We start from the raw sequence: 21447 nt of genomic DNA on the forward strand, positions 1-21447 counted from the left end.
GCGCACCACCCGGAGTCCGTACTGTCGGACGGGTGACGACGACGAAGACGTTCCCCCGGACCACCCCCTCTGCCCTCGACATCGACGCCCGCGGTGTGCTCGCGTTCGTCGACGCCCTCGAGTCGACCCCCGGCGTCGAGCCGCACAGCCTGATGCTGCTCCGCCACGGCCAGGTCGTCGCCGAGGGGTGGTGGCAGCCGTACGCGGCCGACCGGGCGCACCTGCTCTACTCGCTCAGCAAGAGCTTCACCGCAGCGGCGGTGGGCATCGCCGTGCGCGAGGGACTGATCGAACTCGACGCGACCGCACTGTCGTACTTCCCCGAGCTCGACGACGAGATCACGGACGAACGCAGCCGCCGCATCCGGGTCCGGCACCTGCTCGCGATGGCGAGCGGGCACCGCGAAGAAGCGCTCGATCGAGCACGCGCCGCCGACCCGACGAACCTCGTCCGCGGCTTCCTGCTCACGCCGCCGGACGAGGAGCCCGGCACCGTCTTCGCCTACAACCAGCCGTGCACGTACACGCTGGGCGCGATCGTCCGGCGGGTCAGCGGTGGTTCGCTGGTCGACTACCTGCGTCCACGTCTGCTCGACCCGCTCGGCATCGACGACCTCGCCTGGCGCCGCGACGAGACGGGCGCCGAGCTCGGCTTCAGCGGGTGCTACGCGCCGACCTCGGCGGTCGCCGCGCTCGGACAGCTGTACCTGCAGCGCGGTCTGTGGGACGGCGAGCGGATCCTCGACGAGGACTGGGTCGCGGCCGCCACGCGCAAGCAGATCGAGAACCCGGCCGAGGAGAACCCGGACTGGTCGCAGGGCTACGGCTTCCAGTTCTGGATGGCCCGCCACGGCTTCCGCGGCGACGGCGCCTACGGTCAGTTCTGCGTCGTCCTGCCGGAGCTCGACGTCGTCCTCGCGATCACGGGGCAGAGCCTCGACATGCAGGCGGTCCTCGACGCGGCCTGGCAGCACCTGCTGCCCGCCGTCGACCGTCCGTCCGACACGGGTTCGGACACCGCCCTGGAGGCCCGGCTCGCCTCCCTGGGACTGCCCGCGGTGAGTGGCGGCTCGCTCCAGGGCGTCGCCGACGTCGGTCCGTTGGCCCACGAGGCCGCGGGGTGGCGCCTCACGCTCGACGTCGACGGCGGGACCCTGACGGTGCCGGTCGGCCAGGGGGAGTGGTCGGTCGAGGGACCGCTTGCGGCGAGCGGCGCCGTCGATGCTGACGGCCAGACCGTGCTCGTCGACGTGCGGTTCATCGAGACCCCGCACCTGGCCCACGTCCGGATCGACCGGCACTCCGGTGCCGTCACCATCGCGTGGGAGACCGAACCGCTGCACGACGGTGCGCTCACACTGCGGCGCCCGGCGGACTGACCGCTACGGGGTGTCGGACTTGTGCTCGACGACGTCCTGCAGCTCGGGGCGCTTGGCGGAGACACCGTCGCCCGACGAGGTGTGCTTGATGCGCCGGACGACCCACGGCACCAGGTACTCCTTCGCCCAGCCGAGGTCCTCGGCGCGGGCCTCACGCCACGGCCGCGCCTCGAGCGGTTCGGGGTTGAACGGCTCGAGGCCGTGCGGCACGCCGAGGGCGTCGAGCACCGCGGCGGCGATCGTGGCGTGCCCCGTGGGGGAGTGGTGCAGCCGGTCCGGTGCCCACATGCGCGGGTCGCGGAGCACCCGGAGCGCCCACATGTCCGCCACCAGTGCGCCGTGCTTCAGGGCGATCGCGTGCAGGTTCTCGTTGTAGATCGCCGTCTTGCCGCGCACCATGCCGAGCACCGGCGTCATGCCGACGTCGGGCCCGGTGAACAGGACCACGGTGGCGCCGTCGCTCCGCAGCCTGGACACCATGGCGTCCACCCGCTCGGCGAGTTCGTCCGGATCGGAGCCCGGCCGGATGATGTCGTTGCCCCCGGCGGAGACCGTGACCAGGTCCGGACGGAGCGCGAGCGCCGGTTCGACCTGCTCGTCGATGATCTGCTGCAGCAGCCGCCCGCGGATCGCCAGGTTGGCGTACGCGAAGTCGTCGGACCCGTGGGCGAGCACCTCGGCGACCCGGTCCGCCCAGCCCCGGTTCCCCCCGGGGACGGTGGGGTCGGGGTCGCCGATCCCCTCGGTGAACGAGTCACCGATCGCGACGTACCTGGACCACGGATGACGATCTGACACGCTCCGGACCATAGTCTCGTGCCATGACGAAGGCCAACACGGGCGCAGCCGCCGGCGCGGACGCCGGCACGGACGCAGCCGCCTGGACCGTGCCGGACGACCTGCTCGCCCGCATCGCCGAACGCGCCCCCGGGTACGACGCCGCGAACGCGTTCTGCGCCGAGGACCTCGAGGGACTCCGCGCCGCGGGCTACCTGCGCATCGGGGTGCCGGTGGCGCAGGGCGGCTTCGGGCTCGGACTCCGCGCCACGGCCGCCGTCCAGCGGACCCTCGCCCAGGCCGCGCCGGCGACGGCGCTCGGCCTGGGGATGCACCAGGTGTGGGTGCAGGCGGCGCGCGCCGTGACTGCGCGAGGTGCGTCGTTCCTCCAGGCCGTCACCGACCACGCGTCGGACGACCACCTGCTGGCGTTCGGGGTGAGCGAACCCGGCAACGACGCCGTCCTGTTCGACTCGTCGACGACGGCGGAGCCGGACGGCGACGGCGGGTACCGCTTCACCGGCACCAAGGTCTTCACCTCGCTCGCACCGGCGTGGGACGTCCTGAGCGTGTTCGGCAAGGACACCTCCGGCCCGGAACCGCGGCTGGTGCACGGCTTCGTGCTCCGGTCCGACGGCGACGTCGAGCACCTGGACGACTGGGACACCCTCGGCATGCGGGCCACGCAGAGCCGCACGACGAAGCTGCACGGCGTGCACGTCCCCGCCGACCGCATCGTCCGGTCGCTGCCGGTCGGGCCGAACCAGGACCCGCTCGTGTTCGGGGTCTTCGCGGCGTTCGAGCTGCTCATCGCCTCGGTGTACGTCGGGATCGCCGAACGTGCGATCACGCTGGCGGTGTCCGCCGTCGGACGTCGCGTCGCGGCCGACGGCTCGCTCCGGTCGCAGGACCCGGACGTCCGGCGTGCGATCGCGGACCTTCGCGGCGCCGTCGACGCGATCACCCTGCAGGTCGACGCGCTCGCCCGGTCGGTGGACGAACAGGACGACCTCGGCGCCCGGTGGTTCCCGCTGCTCGTCGGCACGAAGGCGCGGGCGGTGGACACCGCGCAGCACGTGGTGGACGAGGCCATGCGGGTGGTCGGGGGTTCGGCGTTCCGGTCCTCGAGCGAACTCGCCCGCCTGGCGCGCGACGTCCGGGCCGGCCAGTACCACCCGTCGTCGCGGGACTCGGCGGCGCGGACGCTCGCGGCGTCGGTGCTCGGTCCGCCCGCCTGACGCGGTCGCGTGCGGCCTGGAGCGGTCGCGCGCCCGGCCCGGTGCGGTCGCGCGCCCGGCCCGGTGCGGTGCGGTGCGACGGTCGCACGGTGCAGAGCGCGTGAGTCCGTGCGAGGTTGCCCGCCTCGTGCAGCCCTGTAGCGCCGCACGGAGCGATCAACCCGGCACGGATCGGCGACGGTAGCACGGTGCGGGACTTGTGAGCCCGTGCGAGGTTGCTCGCCTCGTGCGGCCCTGTAGCGCCGCACGGAGCGATCAACCTCGCACCGAGCGCCGAAGGCCGCACCGTGCGGCTGCCGACCGCACGACCGGATAGTTAGCATCCGGTACGATTGGCCTCCCGAGCGCAGAGGAGGCGGCCGACTCGTGCCGAGGACCGACACCACGAACCGGACCGCTCCCCGTCGACGGACACGCTCCCGGCGGCTCGCCGACGCGGTCCTCGCGCTCGACCCCGGGCTCGTGAAGACCGACGGTGCCCTCCGCACCCTGGTCGCGGTGCCCGCCGGCATGGCCGTGGGGTACGCCGTCGCGACCGCGTTCGGCCTGCCCGCGATCCTGGGCGTGATGATCGGCGCGATGCCCGCGTTCATCACCTGCCTCGTCATCGTCGACCCGAGTACCGGCCGGACGGCTGCCCGCACCGGAGCCGTCCTCGTGCCGTTCGTCGTGGCCCTCGCCGGCAGCATCGCCCTGCAGCCGTTCCGGCTCCTCGAGCTCGTGCTCATCGTCGTGCTGCTGTTCCTGCAGTTCGCCGCGGCCGCGTGGGGCGCGTGGGCCGCCGACGCCGCGATCGTCGGGTTCGCCGGGTACCTGTGCGGGCTGCTCCTCCCGCTGCCCGAGACGAGCGTCGTGCCGCTCGGCCTCGTCGTGGCCGCCTCGCTCGCCGCGACGGTCCTGGTCCGCCTGGTGCTCCGACCGGACGCGCACCGTACCCTGTTGCGCACCCGCCGTGGCTTCGTCGCCCGTGGCTCGGCCGTGCTCGAGGCCGCTGCCGCCGTCCTCGCCGCGGCGGACGACCCGTCCGCACGACGCCGCACCCTGCGCCGCCTCCGTCGCAGCCGTGACCGGTACCACGAGATCGCGTTGACGGTCGACGGGATGCTCGCCGCGAGCGGGGTGGACGCCGACACCACGGCGGAGGAACTCCACCGGCTCGTGTTCGACACGCACTTCGCCGTCGACGAGCTCGGGCGCGGTGCCGGTGCCCTCGTCGAGCACGGCGCGCCGTCGGACGTCCGGCACGCCGCGCTCCGTGCCGTCACGATCGTCCTGCGCCACGGCGGCGGGCACGGCGAGGACGCCGCGCAGACACTGCTCGCCCGCTACGGCATCACGGCGTCCGCCGGCGACCCCGGCTCGCGCACGACGGCCGTCGTCCGTCGGATGGCCGCCGAGTTCACCGACCTGCAGGGCGCCGGGCTGCGGTGGCGCGAGCTCCGCGACGAACTGCCGCACCGCGGCGACGGCGTCGCGTTGGCAGCTCCCTTCGTCACGCCCGTCGTCCTCGCCGGCGGCCGCCCGGCCGGAGCCGTGCCGGTGCTGGCCGACACCGTCGCCGACGGCCCCTGGCGCCGCTGGCGACTCTCCGTCTCGCTGCGCACCGCGGTGCACGCCGCGATCGCCGTCGCGATCGTCGAGCCCCTCGCGCTGCTGCTCGACGGCCCGCGGTTCTACTGGGGCGTGATCGGCGTGATGATCGTCCTCGCCGGCACGAACACCACGCACGAGCGGGTCCGCAAGGGCCTGCACCGTGCCGTCGGCACGGTCGTCGGCGGCGCCGTCGGCATCGTCCTCGTGCACGTCGTCGGCACGGCGCACCCCTGGTTCACGCTCGTGCTCGTCTGCGTCCTGCTCGCGGTCGGCACCTACGGCTTCGGCGGCGTCTACTCGGTCTGGGTCGCGTGCCTGGTCGTCGTCCTGTGCCAGGTGTACGCGTTCTCCGGCAGCTTCACCGATTCGCTCATCCCGATCCGCCTCGCCGAGAACCTGCTCGGCGCCGCGGTCGCCGTGCTCGTGAGCGCCGTCGTCTTCCCGATCGCCACCCGGGCCGTCATCCGACGGGCCGTGCGCCGGCAGCTGACCGCGGTCAGGGCGTTCGTGCTCGCGCTGGTCGGGGTCGACGCGGACGCCGAGGCGGACGCGACCGACGGTGCGGGCGCGATCCGCGCCTCCCGGTCGGCCGACACGGCCACCGACGCCGCCGCACCCGACCTGCGCGCACGATCGCGCGCTGTCGACGCAGCGACCTACCAACTGGACGCCGTCCTGCGCCCGATGGTGCGGTTCCCGACGGGCGGACCCGCCCGCGCGGACGCCAGGACCCGGACGTCCTTGCAGGCGGCGGCGACGTTCGCGCGCGAGGCGGCCGGGAGGCTCGGCTCGCCCCCGCAGGACCCGCCCGCCACCCTGGCCGGTGCCGCCCACCGCCTCGCCGCGTCGATCGCGGACCTGGCCGACGGCATCGTGGCCGGGCCCCGGTCCGCCGCGCCGGCGCCGGTGTGGGCGCGGGTCGGCGACCAGCTCGACACGGCGGTGGGCGCGGCGGCGGGTGGTCCGGACCAGCAGACCGTCGAGGTCGCGGCGCACGCGCTGGGCCGCATCGACGAGGCGCTCGCGCTGCTGGCCGACCGACACCGGGCGACCGTGCTCGGCGAGACCGCCACGCGTTCGGCGGCCACCGGCGCACGGTGAGCCCGGCGATGTCGGTGGTCCCTGGCATCATCTCGGTGTGAGCAAGCAGGACGGAAGCAACCGGCTCGTCTCCGACGCACCGGTGGACGACGTCTCGGCGACCGTGCTGCACGTCGACATGGACGCCTTCTTCGCCTCCGTCGAACTGCTCGACCGACCTGACCTGGTGGGTCTGCCGGTCATCGTCGGCCACGACTCCGACCGCTCCGTGGTCACTGCTGCCACCTACGAAGCCCGTCGGTACGGCGTGAACTCCGCCATGCCGATGGCGATCGCGAAGCGCCGCTGCCCGAACGCGATCATCGTCGAGCCGCACTTCGAGAAGTACCGCGACCAGTCCGCCGCGGTGATGGCGGTCTTCGACCGGTTCACGCCGCGGGTCGAACGGCTCGGCATCGACGAAGCGTTCCTCGACGTCGCCGGCGCGCTCCGGCTGTACGGCACGCCGTGGGAGATCGGACGGGCCATCCGGCGCACGGTCCACGCCGAGACGGGCCTGCACTGCTCGGTCGGCGCCGCGTCGACCAAGTTCGTGGCGAAGCTCGCATCGAGCCGGTCCAAGCCGGACGGGCTGCTCGTCGTGCCCGCGGCCGACACCATCGCGTTCCTGCACCCGCAGCCGGTCTCAGCGCTGTGGGGCGTCGGCGGCAAGACGCAGGAGACCCTCGAGCGCCGCGGCATCCGCACCGTCGGCGACCTGGCGAACACGCCCCTCGGGTCACTCGTGTCCGCGCTCGGGCCGGCCGGTGGCCAGCGCCTGCACGACCTGTCCTGGGGGCGCGACCCACGCGTCGTCGACACCGGCGTGGGCGAGAAGTCCATCGGGCACGAGGTCACCTTCGGTCACGACCTGACCGAGCGGGACGACGTCGCGCGCGAGCTCCTGCGCCTCGCCGACAAGGTCGCCGTCCGCCTGCGCCACGCCGACGTGCAGGCCCGCACCGTCGCGCTCAAGGTCCGCTACACCGACTTCACCACGCTCACCCGGTCGCGCACCCTCGCCGAGCCCACCGACGTCGCCAAGCGGCTGCACCGCGAAGCCGTCGAGCTGTACGACGTGCTGCACCGACCGGGCAACCGGATCCGGCTCATCGGGGTCCGCGGCGAGAACCTCGTGCCGGCCGCCGCGAGCAACGCGCTCTGGGACGACGACGCGCCGTGGCGCGAGACCGAGACCACGGTCGACGCGGTCGCCGCGCGCTTCGGCGCAGGCGTGCTGCGACCGGCATCCCTGGTCCGCCGGACCCCCGACGGCCACGTCCCGCACGCCAGGCAGGACTGACGGTGGCGGTAGAATCAGGTCCAGTGAGCGCAGCGGAGTACGAACAGCAGCAGCCCGCCACGCTGTGGGCCGAGTCGGGGGACGACCACACGTCGTCGACGTCTTCGTCGTCGGTGTCCGCGCAGTCATCGGCGCACGCCGACGCCGTCGCACGGGACGAAGCCGACGCAGCCGCACTGGCCGAGGCAGCCGGCAACTCGGCCGTCCAGCACCTGTCGCCGGCGTTCCCGGACCGGGCCGCGTGGGGCACCGCGTCGAAGCTCCGGGCGTGGCAGGTCGAAGCCCTCACGAAGTACTTCGAGTCCGAGCCGCGTGACTTCCTGACGGCCGCGACACCCGGCGCCGGCAAGACGACGTTCGCGCTCCGACTGGCCACCGAGCTGCTGGCGCGCGGGACCGTCGACCGCATAGTGGTCGTCGCCCCCACCGAGCACCTGAAGCGGCAGTGGGCGGACTCCGCCGACCGCGTGGGCATCCGCATCGACCCGATGTTCAAGAACGGCGACGGCATGTTCGGCCGGCACTACCAGGGCGTCGCGATCACGTACGCCCAGGTCGGCATGAACCCCGAGGTGCACAAGAAGATCACCGAGGGCGGGCGCACCCTGGTCGTCCTCGACGAGGTCCACCACGGCGGCGACGCACTCACCTGGGGCGACGGCATCAGGGAAGCCTTCTCCGGTGCCACCCGACGGCTCTCGCTGTCCGGCACGCCGTTCCGGTCCGACACCGCGCCGATCCCGTTCGTCCAGTACGCCCCCGACGAGCAGGGCATCCGCACTTCGATCTCCGACTACAACTACGGCTACGGCCGGGCGCTCAAGGACGGCGTCGTCCGGCCCGTGCTGTTCATGGCGTACGCCGGCCAGATGCGCTGGAAGACCCGGATGGGCGACGAGATGTCGGCTTCCCTGGGCGAACAGGTCACGAAGGACATCACCGCGCAGGCCTGGCGCACCGCGCTGTCGCCCGAGGGTGAGTGGATGCCGGCCGTGCTGTCCGCCGCCGACAAGCGCCTGACCGAGGTGCGCCGTGGCGTGCCCGACGCCGGTGGTCTGGTCATCGCGACGGACACCACCACGGCCCGCGCCTACGCCCGGATCCTGCAGCAGATCACCGGGGAACGGCCGACGGTCGTCCTGTCCGACGAAGCCGCCGGGTCCAGCCGGATCAGCGCGTTCGCCGACGACACCTCGCGGTGGATGGTCGCCGTGCGCATGGTGTCCGAGGGCGTCGACGTCCCGCGGCTCTGCGTCGGCGTGTACGCCACGAGCGCGAGCACCCCGCTGTTCTTCGCCCAGGTGATCGGCCGCTTCGTGCGTGCCCGCCGTCGTGGCGAGACCGCCTCGGTGTTCCTGCCGAGCGTGCCCGGACTGATGGCACTGGCGGCGACGCTCGAGCTCGAACGCGACCACGCCCTCGACCGTCCGAAGGACGCCGACGACGGCATGTACAACCCCGAAGACGCGATGGTGGCCGAGGCCAACAAGGAAGACCGCGCGTCCGAGAGCCTGCTCGAGGTCCAGCCGTTCGAGGCGCTCGACTCGCAGGCGTCGTTCGACCGCGTCCTCTACGACGGTGGTGAGTTCGGCACCGGCGGCGAGGTCGGGTCGCTCGAGGAACTCGACTTCATCGGCATCCCGGGGCTCCTCGAACCCGACCAGGTGCGCGACCTGCTCCGGGCGCGTCAGGCGACCCAGGCGAAGCGCTCCAAGGGCCGGGCGGTCAAGGACGGCCAGCCGAAGGCTGCCGAGCCCGAGAACCGCCCGATGTACATGACCATCAAGGAGCAGCGGACCGAGCTCGCGCGCCTCGTGTCGATCTGGTCCCGGCACTCCAACGAGCCGCACGGCTCCATCCACGCCGAACTCCGTCGCATCAGCGGTGGGCCGGCCGTGGCGCAGGCGAGCATCGAGCAGATCCAGAAGCGCATCGACGTCCTGCGCTCCCGCATCGGCGGGCGCCGGTGACGGGTCCGGTCCGGGCGGTCCGCCCGTGATCGAGTCCGTCGACGACCGCACCTGGTACGTCAAGCGCGACGCCGAGTCCTCCCCAGAGGCGATCATCGACCGGTTCGGTGGTGGGTACCGGTTGCGACGGTTCTCGCTGACCGAGTCCCGACGCACCCCGTACGGGGTCTACATGGGTCTCGACCTCGCTGAGACGGCCTGGTGGCGACTCCGAGAGCGCTGATTCGCTCAGGAAGTGCGGCGTTCATGACGTTGACGGCCCGTATCCGGTAGACCGGAGGAATGGCAGACTCGATCCCTCACGTCCTCGTCCTCGGCGGCGGCTCCGCTGGCTACAGCACCGTCAAGGAGCTGCAGAAGCACGCCGCGACCGTGCCCATGCGCATCACGCTCGTGGACCAGAACACCTACTACACGTACCTGCCGTTCCTGCCCGAGGTCGCCGGCGGCCACATCGCCCCGAAGGACGTGACCGTCGAGCTGCGCCGTGCGCTCCGCAAGACGCGCGTCATCCAGGGCAAGGTCACCGGCATCTCGTCGAAGGACAAGACCGTCTCGATCGCGACCGCCGGTGGCGACGACCGCACGCTCGGCTACGACCAGCTCGTCGTCGCGCTCGGCTCGGTCACCCGCACCTTCCCGACCCCCGGGCTCGAGGAGTACGGCGTCGGCTTCAAGAGCGTGGAAGAGGCCGCCTACGTGCGCGCCAAGCTCCTCGACAACATCGCCAAGGCCGCTGCCACCCGTGACGAGGACGAGCGTCGTCGTCTGCTGACCAGCGTCTTCGTCGGCGGTGGCTACACCGGCGTCGAGGCGATCGGCGAGCTGTTCGACGTCTCGCAGGCCGCCATCAAGACCTACCCGTCGCTCGCGGGCGAGCAGCCCCGCTGGATCCTCATCGACGCGCTCGACCGTGTCGCGCCCGAGGTCGGCCCGGAGCTGTCCAAGTGGACGCTCGAGTCGCTCCGCGCCCGCGGCATCGACGTGCGCCTGAAGACCACCATGCCGAGCGCCGAGGGCGGCATCGTCAAGCTCTCCGACGGCGACGAGATCCCCACCGGGCTGCTCGTCTGGACCGCTGGCGTGAAGCCGAACCCGCTGCTCGACGCCTCCGACCTGCCACGCGGACCGAAGGGGCACCTCGCCGCCAACGCGAAGCTCCAGGTCGAGGCCGAGGACACGCACGAGGTCGTCCCCGGTGTCTGGGGTCTCGGCGACGTCGCACAGGTGCCCGACCTGACCGCCGACAAGCAGCCGGCGTTCTACCCGCCGAACGCGCAGAACGCCGTCCGCCAGGCCGTCGTCGCGGCGGACAACGTCGTCGCGACGATCACCGGCAAGCCCCTCGAGGAGTACCGCCACCCCTCGATCGGCACGGTCGCCTCGTACGGTGTCGCCAAGGGTGCCGCCAACATCAAGGGCATCAAGATGACGAACCTGCTCGCCTGGCTCGCCCACCGCGCGTACCACGTGTACGCGATGCCGACGCTGAACCGCAAGGCGCGCATCGTCATCGGCTGGGTCACCGGTGCCGTCTCGGGCCGCGACGCGACCTCGCTCATCAAGGAGACGGACCCGCGCCGCAACTTCGTCGAGGCGTCGAAGTCCTAGACGCGACCACCTGACGGACGGGAGGCGCGGTGCCAGCCGGCACCGCGCCTCCCGTCCGTCCGTGCGTGCGCTGTCTTGCTCGCTGCCGTATGCGTGCGCATCTTCCGACGCTCCACTTGTCGATCGACGCGTGGTCCGTCGGAAGATGCGCACTCATCCAGTGCGTGTGCATGTTCCGACAGCACACGCGTCGTTCCCCTGGTGGTCTGTCGGAACTTGCTCACGCATCGGCCGTGAGCGCAGCGAACTGGCCGTGCCCCCACCCCTGGCCGTGAGCGAAGCGAGCTGGCCGTGCCCCCGCCCCTGGCCGTGAGCGCAGCGAACTGGCCGAGGCGGTGACGCCCTGAGCGCAGCGATGGCGGCACTCGCCGGGAAACGCAACAGAAAATGCCCCCGGACCGAAAGGTCAGGGGGCATTGCATGTTTCTGTGTCCGAAGGGGGACTTGAACCCCCACGCCCTAATACGGGCACTAGCACCTCAAGCTAGCGCGTCTACCAATTCCGCCATCCGGACTGGATGTGTGGCGATTTCTCCGGGTTTCCCCGGCGTCCCTGCCGAGAGAAAACACTAGCACGGGTCTGAACGCCCGATGAACACGGCCGTGCATCCCGGGCGCGTCCAGAGGGCTGGGTTCCCGGCGCGTCCCGCGGCGTCACCGGGCCGGGGCGCGTCGGTGCGGACCGATACCGTGGTGGCATGACGAACCCGGAGCCGACCGCGACCGAGCTCGAGGCCACCGCGGCGATCGCGCGCGACCTCATCCGCATCGACACCACGAACTGGGGCGAGGGGAAGTCGCGCGGCGAGACCGAGGCGGCGCACTACGTCGAGGACAAGTTGCGCGGGCTGGGCCTCGAGCCGCAGTTGTTCGAGTCCGAGCCGGATCGCGTCAGTGTCGTCGCGCGGGTGCCCGGCCGCGATCGTGACAAGCCGGCCCTGGTGGTGCACGGGCACCTCGACGTCGTGCCGGCCGATCCGGCGAACTGGTCGGTCGACCCCTTCGGCGGTGTCGTCAAGGACGGCTCGCTGTGGGGGCGGGGCGCCGTCGACATGAAGAACATGGACGCGATGATGCTCACATCGCTGTCGGACGTCATCGCGGCGCAGGGGGCTCCCGAGCGCGACTTGGTGATCGCGTACTTCGCCGACGAGGAAGCCGGGGGAGTGCTCGGCTCGCACCACGTCGTCGAGCACCACCCCGAGGTCTTCGCCGGGGCCAGTGCCGCCATCAGCGAGGTGGGCGGGTACTCGATCACCCTCGGCGACCGTCGCGCCTACCTGCTGCAGACGGGCGAGAAGGCGCTGATGTGGATCAAGCTCGTCGCCCGCGGCACGGCTGCGCACGGTTCGCACGTCATCCGCGACAACGCCGTGACGAAGCTCGCCGCGGCGGTCGCCCGGATCGGCAGCGAGGAGTGGCCGGTGCGCCTGTCGGCGACGACGGACGCGATGGTCGCCGAGGTCGCTCGGTTCCTGGGCGTCGACCCGACCGTGACGGGCCCGGACGAGGTCGCGCTCGCGACCGGGTCGGCCTCGCGGTTCATCCACGCCGCACTGCACACCACGACGAACCCGACGGTCCTGACCGCGGGCTACAAGCACAACGTGATCCCGGACACGGCCGAGGCGCTCGTCGACATCCGCTGCCTGCCCGGTGACGAAGAGTCGGTGCTGGCGCGTGTGCGGGAGCTCGCCGGCGACGAGGTCGAGGTCGTGATGTCCTTCCGCGACATCGGTCTCGAGCAGGACTTCGGCGGACCGCTCGTCGACGCCGTCCGCGACGTCCTCGGCCGCCACGACCCGGGCGCCCCGGTGCTGCCGTACCTGCTGTCCGGCGGCACGGACAACAAAGCGCTGTCGACGCTCGGGATCGCCGGGTACGGCTTCGTGCCGCTGCAGCTGCCCGCCGGGGTGGACTTCCCGGCGATGTTCCACGGTGTCGACGAGCGGGTGCCGCTCGACTCGCTGGCCTTCGGTCGGCGTGTTCTCGGGGACCTCCTGGCCACGTACTGATATTGTTCATGGTCGCCTGCGTGGCGGTGTCCTGACCGACCTCCCCCGAAAGGCCCGTGCGTGCACATCCTCGAGGCGATCTTCCTCGGCTTCGTCCAGGGGCTCACCGAGTTCCTGCCGGTGTCCTCCAGCGCGCACCTGCGCATCGTCGGGCTGTTCCTGCCCGACGCGAAGGACCCGGGCGCGGCCTTCACCGCGGTGACGCAGCTCGGCACCGAGACCGCGGTGCTCATCTACTTCTGGAAGGACATCACCCGGATCATCGGGCGGTGGTTCCGTTCCGTGTTCCGGCGCGACGTCCCGAAGGGCGACCCCGACGTGCGTCTCGGGTGGCTCGTGATCCTCGGCACCATCCCGATCGGCATCGCCGGGCTCCTGCTGAAGGACTCCATCGAGACCACGTTCCGCTCGCTCTGGATCGTCGCGATCGTGCTCATCGTCTTCGGCATCGTGCTCGGTGTGTTCGACGTCGTCGGCCGCAAGGAGCGTCGGATCGAACACATGACCTTCGGTGGCGGCATCCTGATCGGGCTCGCGCAGGTGCTCGCACTCGTCCCCGGTGTCTCCCGCTCCGGTGCGACCGTGTCGATGGGGCTCGCGCTCGGGTACACGCGGCCGGCCGCGGCGCGGTTCGCGTTCCTGCTGGCCGTCCCCGCGGTGTTCCTGTCCGGGCTGTACGAGGCCGCGACGAGCCTCGGTGACCACGGAGCGCCGTTCGGACTCGCCGACACGCTCATCGCGACGGTGGTGGCGTTCGTCGTCGGGTTCGTGGTGATCGCGGCGTTCATGAACTACATCAGCAAGCGCAGCTTCATGCCGTTCGTCGTGTACCGCATCGCACTCGGTATCGTTCTCATCGTGTTGTTGTCGCTCGGAGTGATCCAGCCGTGAGGGCCTGGCAGGCCCCGTCCGTCCCCGACGTCCCCGGCGCAGCGCCGCGGCCCGTCGTGCACGACACCGCCACCGGCAAGCCGGTCGACCCGACGCAGGGCGACGAGCGCGCTGCACTGTACGTCTGCGGGATCACCCCGTACGACGCCACCCACCTCGGGCACGCGGCGACCTACCTGGCGTTCGACACGCTCGGCCGCGCGTGGCGCGACGCCGGCCTCGACGTCGAGTACGCGCAGAACGTCACCGACGTCGACGACCCGCTGCTCGAGCGCGCCACCCGCGACGGCGTCGACTGGCGCGAGCTCGCCGCGTCGCAGATCGACCTGTTCCGTCGCGACATGGAGTCGCTGCGGATCCTGCCGCCCGACGACTTCGTGGCCGTCACCGACGAGGTCGACCGCGTCGCCGAGGCCGTTGCGTTCCTGCAGGAGACCGGCTCCGCCTACGAGGTCCCCACCCCGGACGCCGAGGGCGACGACCTGTACTTCGACGTCAACCACCCCACCGACGCGTGGTCGCTCGGCGACGAGAGCGGCCTGGACCGCGAGACGATGCTCACGCTCGCTGCCGAGCGCGGCGGGGACCCGGAGCGCCCCGGTAAGCGCGACCCGCTCGACCCGCTCCTCTGGCGTGCGGCCCGCGACGGTGAGCCGAGCTGGGACTCCGAGATCGGCCCCGGCCGGCCCGGCTGGCACATCGAGTGCAGCGTCATCGCCGGCGACCGCCTCGGCCTGCCGATCAGCGTGCAGGGTGGCGGCAGTGACCTCGTCTTCCCGCACCACGAGATGAGCGCGGGACACGCAGCGGCCCTGGCGCACCAGCCCCTGGCACACGCGTTCGTGCACACCGGGATGATCGCCTACCAGGGCACGAAGATCTCGAAGTCGCTCGGCAACCTCGTCACCGTGCGGGGGCTGCTCGACGACGGCGCGGACCCCCGCGCGATCCGGCTCGCGCTGCTGTCGCACAAGTACTCCGACGACTGGGAGTGGTTCGACGCCGAGCTCACGAGTGCCACGACGCGCCTCGCGACCTGGGACGCCTGGGCATCGGGTGCGTCCGCCGGGCACGCTGACGACGCGGCCGACGTGGCGTCCCGGATCCGGGCGCGGGTCTCCGACGACCTCGACACGCCGGGTGCGGTCGCCGCGGTCGACACTGCGATCGCCGGGGGCACTGCGTGCACGCCGGAGCTCGCCGACCTGATCGACGCGCTGCTCGGCATCCGTCTGGCCTGAGCTCTGGCCGGCGGCGTCGTCGGCCTGCGTCGACAGGCGACGACACGTCGTGTGCGGGCCGCCGGTCGGTCAGGAACTGTCGCGTTGGCGGGCGGCAACCGACAGTTCGCGACCACCTTGCGAAGGTGAGCGGGGTGCCGTGACCGTTCGCGACCCCCGGACGGGAGGCCCGTGGCGGACCCGCCCCGTGCCTCCCGTCCGCCGTGCGGTCGCAACACGTCGTGTGCCGGTCGCCGGTCGGTCAGGAACTGTCGCCGAGGCGGGCGGCAACCGACAGGTCGCGACCACTCGGCGGAAGTGAGCGGGGTGTCGGCTACTGCTGCGGGGGCCGCCAGGGCCCCTCGCCACCAGCGGTGCCGCCGTCCTTGCCGTCCTTGTGCTCGCGGCGCCGCAGGTACTGCTCGAACTCCTGCGCGATCGCGTCGCCCGAGGCCTCGGGGGAGTCGACGGTGTCGCGGGCCTGCTCGAGCTGCCCGATGTACGAGGCCATGTCCTCGTCGTCGGCGGCGAGGGCGTCGATGCCGTCCTCCCACTCGGTGGCGTCGTCGAGCAGGGTGCCACGGGGCACGGTGACGTCGGTGAGCTCCTCGATCTTGTCGAGCAGCGAGAGGGTGGCCTTGGGTGACGGCGAGTTGTGCACGTAGTGCGGGACCGAGGCCCAGAGCGACAGCGTGGTCAGCCCGGCCTTGTCCATCGCGTCGGCCAGGACACCGAGGATGCCGGTCGGACCCTCGTACGAGGACTTGTCGACGTCGAACGCGGTGCGGACGCCGGCGTTCTCGCTCGAGACGAAGACCGAGATCGGTCGGGTGTGCGGCACGTCGGCCAGCATCGCGCCGACGAAGACGACGGCGTCGATCGAGTAGACGTCGGCGAGGTCGATGATCTCGGCGCAGAAGCCGCGCCAGGTGCGGGAGGGCTCCGGACCGACGAGGACGAACACGTCGCGGTCGGTCGGGGAGCCGGTGGCGCCGATGACCGGACGGCCCTCGGCCCCGGGGCCGTGCAGCACGATGCGGGGCCACTGCACCCCGCGGGCGCCGGTCTCGTCGGATCCCATGGTCGGACGGTTGAACTGGTAGTCGACGTACCGCTCCCCGTCGAGCTCGCGCAGCTCGTCGAGCCCGAGGGACTCGACGATGCGGCGGGCGAGTCCGCTCGCGGCTTCGCCGGCGTCGTTCCAGCCCTCGAAGGCGACGACGAGCAACCGGCCGTCGCTGAAGGGGGAGTGCTGTGGCACGGAGCGGACCTCCTGGTGGTGGAGCGGAGCGGGGCGGGCACGACGAGGCACCCGGCCGGACACGATGCAGGCATCCACTGTAGGCCCCGGCGACGCCCGCGGGCATGCCCGTCCGCGCCCAGCGGAACGGCCCCGGTAGACTCGTCGCCCGTGACCGCGCATCCTCCTGCCCTCGTCCCGCCCGCAGCCGTGCTGTGGGACATGGACGGCACGATCATCGACACCGAGCCGATCTGGCAGCGCTCCCAGGTCGACCTGACGAACCGCTACGGCGCCGAGTGGACCCACGAGGACGGCCTGTCCCTGGTCGGCTCCGGCCTCGAGCGCTCCGGCGAGCTCCTGCGCGCCAAGGGCGTCGACATGGAGGTCGAGGAGATCATCCAGTGGATGACCGACTACGTGATGGAGCACCTGCGCGCGGGTGAGCTGCCGTGGCGCCCGGGAGCCCGCGAGCTCGTCGAGGAGCTCCACGCCCGCGGCATCCCCACCGCACTGGTGACGATGTCCCGTCGCAAGATGGCACTCGTCGCCGCCGAGGCACTGGGCGAGCGCGGGTTCCGCGTCGTCGTGGCCGGTGACGACGTCGACCGTCCGAAGCCGTACCCGGACGCCTACCTCTCCGCCGCCGCCCAGCTCGGCGTCGAGCCGACCGCGTGCGTCGCGATCGAGGACTCCGCCACCGGCGTCGCCTCGGCCGTCGCCTCCGGCGCCGTCACGGTCGCCGTGGAGCACATCGTCCCGCTGTCCGAGATCGCCGGCGGTGACGTGCACCTGACCACCCTGTCGGGTGTCGACGTCGACCGCCTGGTCGAGTTGACGGGGCCGGCGCTGGCCGCGCGCGCTGCCGTGACGGGAGGCCCGGCTCCTGACCCGGCGCACGCTGCGGACACCGAGGGAGTCACCCGATGAGCCACACCGACAACCCGACAGCGGCCCTGCCGCACACCGCCGGTGGCGCACCCCACACGCCGCCGCGTGGCCCGTTCCGGGCCGGCGACCGCGTGCAGCTCACCGGCCCGAAGGGCAAGCTCACGACGCTGTCCCTCGAGACCGCCGGCGAGTACCACACGCACCGCGGGGTCCTCCGGCACGACGACGTCATCGGCCAGCCCGACGGCTCGGTGATCCGGGCCAGCACGGGCGACGAGTACCTCGCGCTCCGTCCGCTGCTCAACGACTACGTGATGTCGATGCCACGTGGTGCCGCCATCGTCTACCCGAAGGACGCCGCCCAGATCGTGGCGTTCGCGGACGTCTTCCCGGGCGCCCGGGTGGTCGAGGCGGGCGTCGGTTCCGGTGCCCTCTCCCTGTTCCTGCTGCGGGCGATCGGTCCGACGGGGCAGCTGCAGTCGTTCGAGCGTCGCGAGGAGTTCGCCGCGATCGCGCAGGGCAACGTCGGCACGTTCCTCGGCGCCGTCCCGGACAACTGGTCGGTGACCGTCGGCGACCTGGTCGAGGAGCTGCCCGGCGCTGTCCAGGAGCAAAGCGTCGACCGCGTGGTGCTCGACATGCTCGCGCCGTGGGAGTGCGTCGACGCCGCAGCCGACGCCCTCGTGCCCGGCGGACTCATCGTCTGCTACGTCGCGACCGTCACCCAGCTGTCCCGCACGGCCGAGGCCCTGCGCGACACCGGCCGCTTCACCGACCCGATGCCGAGCGAGACCCTGGTGCGCACCTGGCACGTCGAGGGGCTCGCCGTCCGACCGGACCACCGCATGGTCGGGCACACCGGGTTCCTCATCACGGCCCGTCGTCTCGCCGACGGCACCGTCCTGCCGAACCTGAAGCGCCGCGCGGGCAAGGTCGAGTTCTCCGACGAGGACATCGAGGCCTGGACCCCCGGCGCCGTGGGCGAGCGCGCGACGAGCGACAAGAAGCTCCGCAAGGTCGCACGGCAGTCGGCGGCGCAGGCCCGCAAGGTCGCCGCTGCCGAGGCCGGGTCCGCAGCGGCCGCCACCGAGGGGTCCGGGGCACCGTCCGAGCCCGCCAGCGACGCGTCCGAGCCGACCGACGGCGAACGGTAGGCTGACGGTCGTGCCCGTCCTGCATCGAACGGAAAGAGGGTCCGTGCGCACCATCCCCGCACTCCTGGTCACCATCGGTCTCGTGGCGTCGCTCACGGCGTGCGCCTCGAACGGCGCCGGCACCACCCCCTCGAGCTGCGCCGCACCCGGTGCGGCGTCCGAAGCGGTGACCGCCACCGGCGCGTTCGGCAAGGAGCCGAAGGTGTCGATCCCGAGCGGACTCACCACGAAGGGCACGCAGGTCTCCGTCCTGGAGCAGGGCGACGGCCGCACGATCGACGACGGCACCCCCGTCCTGATCGAGTACACGCTCGTCGACGGCGCCACCGGCGAGGTCGCGCAGACCAGCGGGTACTCCGGGCAGACGGCCCCGATCACCGCCGGGGCGAGCAACTACGGCGCCCTCGGCGAATCGCTCGAGTGCGCGCAGGTCGGCGACCGCCTGGCCGTCGCGCTGCCGAAGAGCGCCCTCAGCAGCTCGGACACCAGCGCGACCACCGACAGCGGCTCGTCGGCGAAGACCGAGGACGCCGTCATCGCCGTCATCGACGTCAAGCGGGCCTTCGACGCCCGCGCGACCGGCACCCCGCAGCTCGCTGGCGACAAGATGCCCGCCGTCGTGCTCGCACCGTCCGGCGCCCCCGGCATCACGATCCCGTCGTGGAACGCGCCGAAGTCGAACGAGACGCACCTGCTCCGCAAGGGGTCCGGTCGCGTGCTCACCGCCAAGGACACCGCGGTCATCAAGTACACCGCCGTGACGTGGGGCGCTGACCCGTCCGTGGCCGGCTCCAGCTGGACCGACGGCTCGGGCGCGCAGACCGTGCCGCTCACCAAGGGCCAGGTCGACGAGGGAGTCCGGAACGCCATCGTCGGGCACCACGTCGGCGACCAGGTCCTGGCCGTCGTGAACCAGCAGGGCACCGCCTACGCGTACGTCATCGACGTGCTCGGAGCGATGTCGAGCTGACGCTCCCACACCGTCCACCGACCGCGGCGCGGGTGCACTCCGGTGCACCCGCGCTGCCGTAGGATCGCCTCGTGCCAGCGACCCGTGTGCCCCGTGTGCCCGCAGAGGAGCGGCTGTTCAGCCTCGTGCTCGCGCTGCTCTCGACGGAGTCCGGGCTGACCAAGGCGGAGATCCTGACCAACGTGCAGGGCTACCGCCAGCGGTTCACACCGGGTGGGGACAACGCCTCACTCGAGCGGCAGTTCGAGCGCGACAAGGACGACGTCCGCGAGCTCGGCATCCCGCTCGAGACCATCGAGACACCGGGTGCCGCCGGCAACAACCAGACGCTGCGGTACCGGATCCCGAAGGGCGAGTACGACCTGCCTGTGGACGTCCGCTTCACCCCGGACGAGTCGGCCCTGCTGTCGCTGGCCGCCATGGCCTGGCGCGAAGGCGCGCTGTCCGCTGACTCGCGTCGCGGGCTGCTGAAGGTCCGGTCCGCGGGTTCCGAGGACGACGACGGCGCACTCCAGCTCGGCGTCGACGCGTACGCCCCGCGGCTCCGAGCCCGCGACGCAGCGTTCGAGCCGCTCCGCTCCGCCCTCGACCGCGGTGCCGCCGTCCGGTTCGACTACATCACCCCGGGCCAGCACGAGGCCCGTCGGCGCGAACTCGCCCCGCTCGCCCTGGTGCAGCACGGCGGCCGCTGGATGCTCGCCGCCCACGAGTTCGCCACGGACTCGGACAAGAACTACCTGCTCTCACGCATCGTCGGACCCGTCACGCAGTACGACGTCGGGCAGCACACCGCCCCGGTGGGCGCGGGGGAGCGCACGCTCGCCGAACTCGAACGGATCTGGTCAGCCCGCACGGCGCGCATCGCGGTGACCCCCGGCTCCGACGCCGAGCGGCGGCTCGCCCGCCGTCGAGACACCGAGACCGACGCCGACGGCGCACTCGTGCTGCACCACGTCGACCCGCAGATCCTGGCTGAGGAACTCGCCGCCTTCGGACCCGAGGTCCGGGTGCTCGAGCCGGAGGACCTGCGGCTGCGCGTCGTCGAGCGGCTCCGTGCGCTCGTGCGCGACCACAGCGACGGAGAGGAGTCCGCCCGTGGCTGACGCCCAACCCCTGCAAGCGCAGGACAAGCTCGCCTTCCTGCTCGCCCTGGTGCCGTACCTGATCGACCGCGAGCGCGTCTCGGTGGCCGAGGCCGCGCGCCACTTCGGCGTCCCCGAGGCCCGTATCCGCCGCGCCGTGGAGCTCATCGCGGTGTCGGGGGTCCCCGGCGAGACGATGCAGTACCAGCACGGCGACCTGTTCGACATCGCGTGGGACGACTTCGACCAGAACGAGATGATCGTCCTGACGAACCTCGTCGCCATCGACGACTCGCCCCGACTTTCCGCGCGAGAAGCTTCTGCGCTCATCGCCGGGCTGCAGTACCTCTCCGCGCTGCCCGAGGCCGCTGACCGCGATGCCATCCGAGCACTCATGGCGAAGCTGTCGCGCGGTGCCGGCGGTGCCGCCTCGACGGTCGCGGTCGGGCAGGACCTGCACGACGTCGCCCTGGCAACGATCCGTCGTGCGATGGCCGACGGCCGCGGCTTGTCCTTCGAGTACGCCGGTCCGCGCACCCAGGGCGGCACCCGCCGGGTCGACCCGCTGCGCGTCGAGTCGATCGACACGGACTGGTACCTCCGCGCCTGGGACCTCGACCGGCAGGCGCTCCGGACCTTCCGCCTCGACCGGATGTCCGGTGCACGCGTCGACGACCGTGCGGTGGAGAAGTCGGCGGACCAGGTGGTGATCCCGGACACGCTGTTCCAGCAGTCGGCAGAGGACGTCATCGTCACCGTCGAACTCGACTCGTCGTCGCTGCCGCTCGTGGCCGACTTCCTCGCCGACACAGCGGACGCCCCCGATGCCGAGGCGCGCGTGCGCATCCGGCTCGCGGCGTCGAACGGCTTCGACGGGGTGGTCCGGCTCGTCGCTGGGCTGCCCGGCCGTGCCGTGGTGCTCGACCCGCCCGCAGCGCGGGACGCGGTGCGGGACTTCGCCGCCGCAGCCCTCGCCGCCGGCTGACGTCGCAGCCCCGCCGCCGACCGGTCCTGCATGTGCGTTCGCACGGAG

17 protein-coding genes and 1 tRNA gene are annotated in these 21447 nt (G+C 72.2%); 15 read left to right on the forward strand and 3 right to left on the reverse strand.

Annotated elements, in window-relative coordinates; translation table 11 throughout:
• Positions 1 to 32: 32 nt before the first annotated feature.
• Positions 33 to 1379 carry a serine hydrolase gene (locus M4960_RS01510; protein ID WP_248703294.1) on the forward strand — a complete coding sequence of 449 codons (1347 nt, stop codon included), beginning with the start codon at positions 33 to 35 and terminating at the stop codon, positions 1377 to 1379.
• A 3-nt stretch (positions 1380 to 1382) separates the two neighbouring features.
• On the opposite strand, the gene M4960_RS01515 is transcribed toward M4960_RS01510, so the two are convergent.
• Complete coding sequence (locus M4960_RS01515; RefSeq protein WP_111084173.1) at positions 1383 to 2177, reverse strand: SGNH/GDSL hydrolase family protein; 795 nt, start codon at positions 2175 to 2177, stop codon at positions 1383 to 1385.
• 23 nt (positions 2178 to 2200) lie between these two features.
• Here M4960_RS01515 and M4960_RS01520 point away from each other — a divergent pair, with 23 nt between their 5' ends.
• The 6 genes from M4960_RS01520 (at position 2201) to M4960_RS01545 (ending at position 10951) form a co-directional block, all read left to right on the forward strand.
• On the forward strand, positions 2201 to 3394 hold the full coding sequence (locus M4960_RS01520; protein WP_173168593.1) for an acyl-CoA dehydrogenase family protein: 1194 nt from the start codon (positions 2201 to 2203) through the stop codon (positions 3392 to 3394).
• Positions 3395 to 3760: 366 nt separating this feature from the next.
• On the forward strand, positions 3761 to 6088 hold the full coding sequence (locus M4960_RS19550; RefSeq protein ID WP_248703295.1) for an FUSC family protein: 2328 nt from the start codon (positions 3761 to 3763) through the stop codon (positions 6086 to 6088).
• 37 nt (positions 6089 to 6125) lie between these two features.
• Positions 6126 to 7370: a DNA polymerase IV gene (dinB, locus tag M4960_RS01530; RefSeq protein WP_111083991.1), complete on the forward strand. Its 1245-nt coding sequence runs from the start codon at positions 6126 to 6128 to the stop codon at positions 7368 to 7370.
• A gap of 176 nt (positions 7371 to 7546) precedes the next feature.
• Positions 7547 to 9340 carry a DEAD/DEAH box helicase gene (locus M4960_RS01535; RefSeq protein ID WP_123294459.1) on the forward strand — a complete coding sequence of 598 codons (1794 nt, stop codon included), beginning with the start codon at positions 7547 to 7549 and terminating at the stop codon, positions 9338 to 9340.
• A gap of 25 nt (positions 9341 to 9365) precedes the next feature.
• Entirely contained in the window at positions 9366 to 9563 is a 198-nt protein-coding gene (locus M4960_RS01540) for a hypothetical protein (protein WP_248703296.1), read from the forward strand.
• A gap of 59 nt (positions 9564 to 9622) precedes the next feature.
• Positions 9623 to 10951 carry an NAD(P)/FAD-dependent oxidoreductase gene (locus M4960_RS01545; RefSeq protein WP_248703297.1) on the forward strand — a complete coding sequence of 443 codons (1329 nt, stop codon included), beginning with the start codon at positions 9623 to 9625 and terminating at the stop codon, positions 10949 to 10951.
• Between the two features lie 429 nt (positions 10952 to 11380).
• On the opposite strand, the gene M4960_RS01550 is transcribed toward M4960_RS01545, so the two are convergent.
• Positions 11381 to 11466, reverse strand: a tRNA-Leu gene (locus M4960_RS01550).
• Positions 11467 to 11649: 183 nt separating this feature from the next.
• On the opposite strand from M4960_RS01550, the gene M4960_RS01555 reads away from it, so the two are divergent.
• From M4960_RS01555 to mshC, 3 genes are read left to right on the forward strand one after another with little or no spacing between them, the layout of a single operon-like run.
• Complete coding sequence (locus tag M4960_RS01555; RefSeq protein ID WP_123937896.1) at positions 11650 to 12966, forward strand: M20/M25/M40 family metallo-hydrolase; 1317 nt, start codon at positions 11650 to 11652, stop codon at positions 12964 to 12966.
• 60 nt (positions 12967 to 13026) lie between these two features.
• Positions 13027 to 13857, forward strand: a complete 831-nt coding sequence (locus tag M4960_RS01560) for an undecaprenyl-diphosphate phosphatase (RefSeq protein ID WP_248703298.1) — start codon at positions 13027 to 13029, stop codon at positions 13855 to 13857.
• Complete coding sequence (mshC, locus tag M4960_RS01565) at positions 13854 to 15098, forward strand: cysteine--1-D-myo-inosityl 2-amino-2-deoxy-alpha-D-glucopyranoside ligase (protein ID WP_111083997.1); 1245 nt, start codon at positions 13854 to 13856, stop codon at positions 15096 to 15098. Before M4960_RS01560 ends, mshC begins: the two co-directional genes overlap by 4 nt.
• A gap of 313 nt (positions 15099 to 15411) precedes the next feature.
• Here mshC and M4960_RS01570 read toward each other — a convergent pair whose 3' ends face one another.
• The gene (locus M4960_RS01570; RefSeq protein WP_123294397.1) at positions 15412 to 16338 is read right to left on the reverse strand and encodes a proteasome assembly chaperone family protein; all 927 of its coding nucleotides are present in this window, start codon (positions 16336 to 16338) and stop codon (positions 15412 to 15414) included.
• Between the two features lie 150 nt (positions 16339 to 16488).
• Between M4960_RS01570 and M4960_RS01575 the strand changes: the two genes are divergently transcribed.
• The 5 genes from M4960_RS01575 to M4960_RS01595 all read left to right on the forward strand — a co-directional run bounded on the left by M4960_RS01575 (position 16489) and on the right by M4960_RS01595 (position 21399).
• Positions 16489 to 17247, forward strand: a complete 759-nt coding sequence (locus M4960_RS01575) for an HAD family phosphatase (protein ID WP_235035824.1) — start codon at positions 16489 to 16491, stop codon at positions 17245 to 17247.
• Positions 17244 to 18362 carry a tRNA (adenine-N1)-methyltransferase gene (locus M4960_RS01580; RefSeq protein WP_248703299.1) on the forward strand — a complete coding sequence of 373 codons (1119 nt, stop codon included), beginning with the start codon at positions 17244 to 17246 and terminating at the stop codon, positions 18360 to 18362. The genes M4960_RS01575 and M4960_RS01580 overlap by 4 nt, the downstream gene beginning before the upstream one ends.
• A 43-nt stretch (positions 18363 to 18405) precedes the next feature.
• Complete coding sequence (locus tag M4960_RS01585) at positions 18406 to 19332, forward strand: hypothetical protein (RefSeq protein WP_248703300.1); 927 nt, start codon at positions 18406 to 18408, stop codon at positions 19330 to 19332.
• A gap of 71 nt (positions 19333 to 19403) precedes the next feature.
• Positions 19404 to 20435 carry a YafY family protein gene (locus tag M4960_RS01590; RefSeq protein ID WP_123294400.1) on the forward strand — a complete coding sequence of 344 codons (1032 nt, stop codon included), beginning with the start codon at positions 19404 to 19406 and terminating at the stop codon, positions 20433 to 20435.
• On the forward strand, positions 20428 to 21399 hold the full coding sequence (locus tag M4960_RS01595) for a YafY family protein (protein WP_111084002.1): 972 nt from the start codon (positions 20428 to 20430) through the stop codon (positions 21397 to 21399). Before M4960_RS01590 ends, M4960_RS01595 begins: the two co-directional genes overlap by 8 nt.
• Positions 21400 to 21447: the final 48 nt, after the last annotated feature.

The organism is Curtobacterium sp. MWU13-2055 (assembly GCF_023242305.1).
Lineage (GTDB): Bacteria > Actinomycetota > Actinomycetes > Actinomycetales > Microbacteriaceae > Curtobacterium.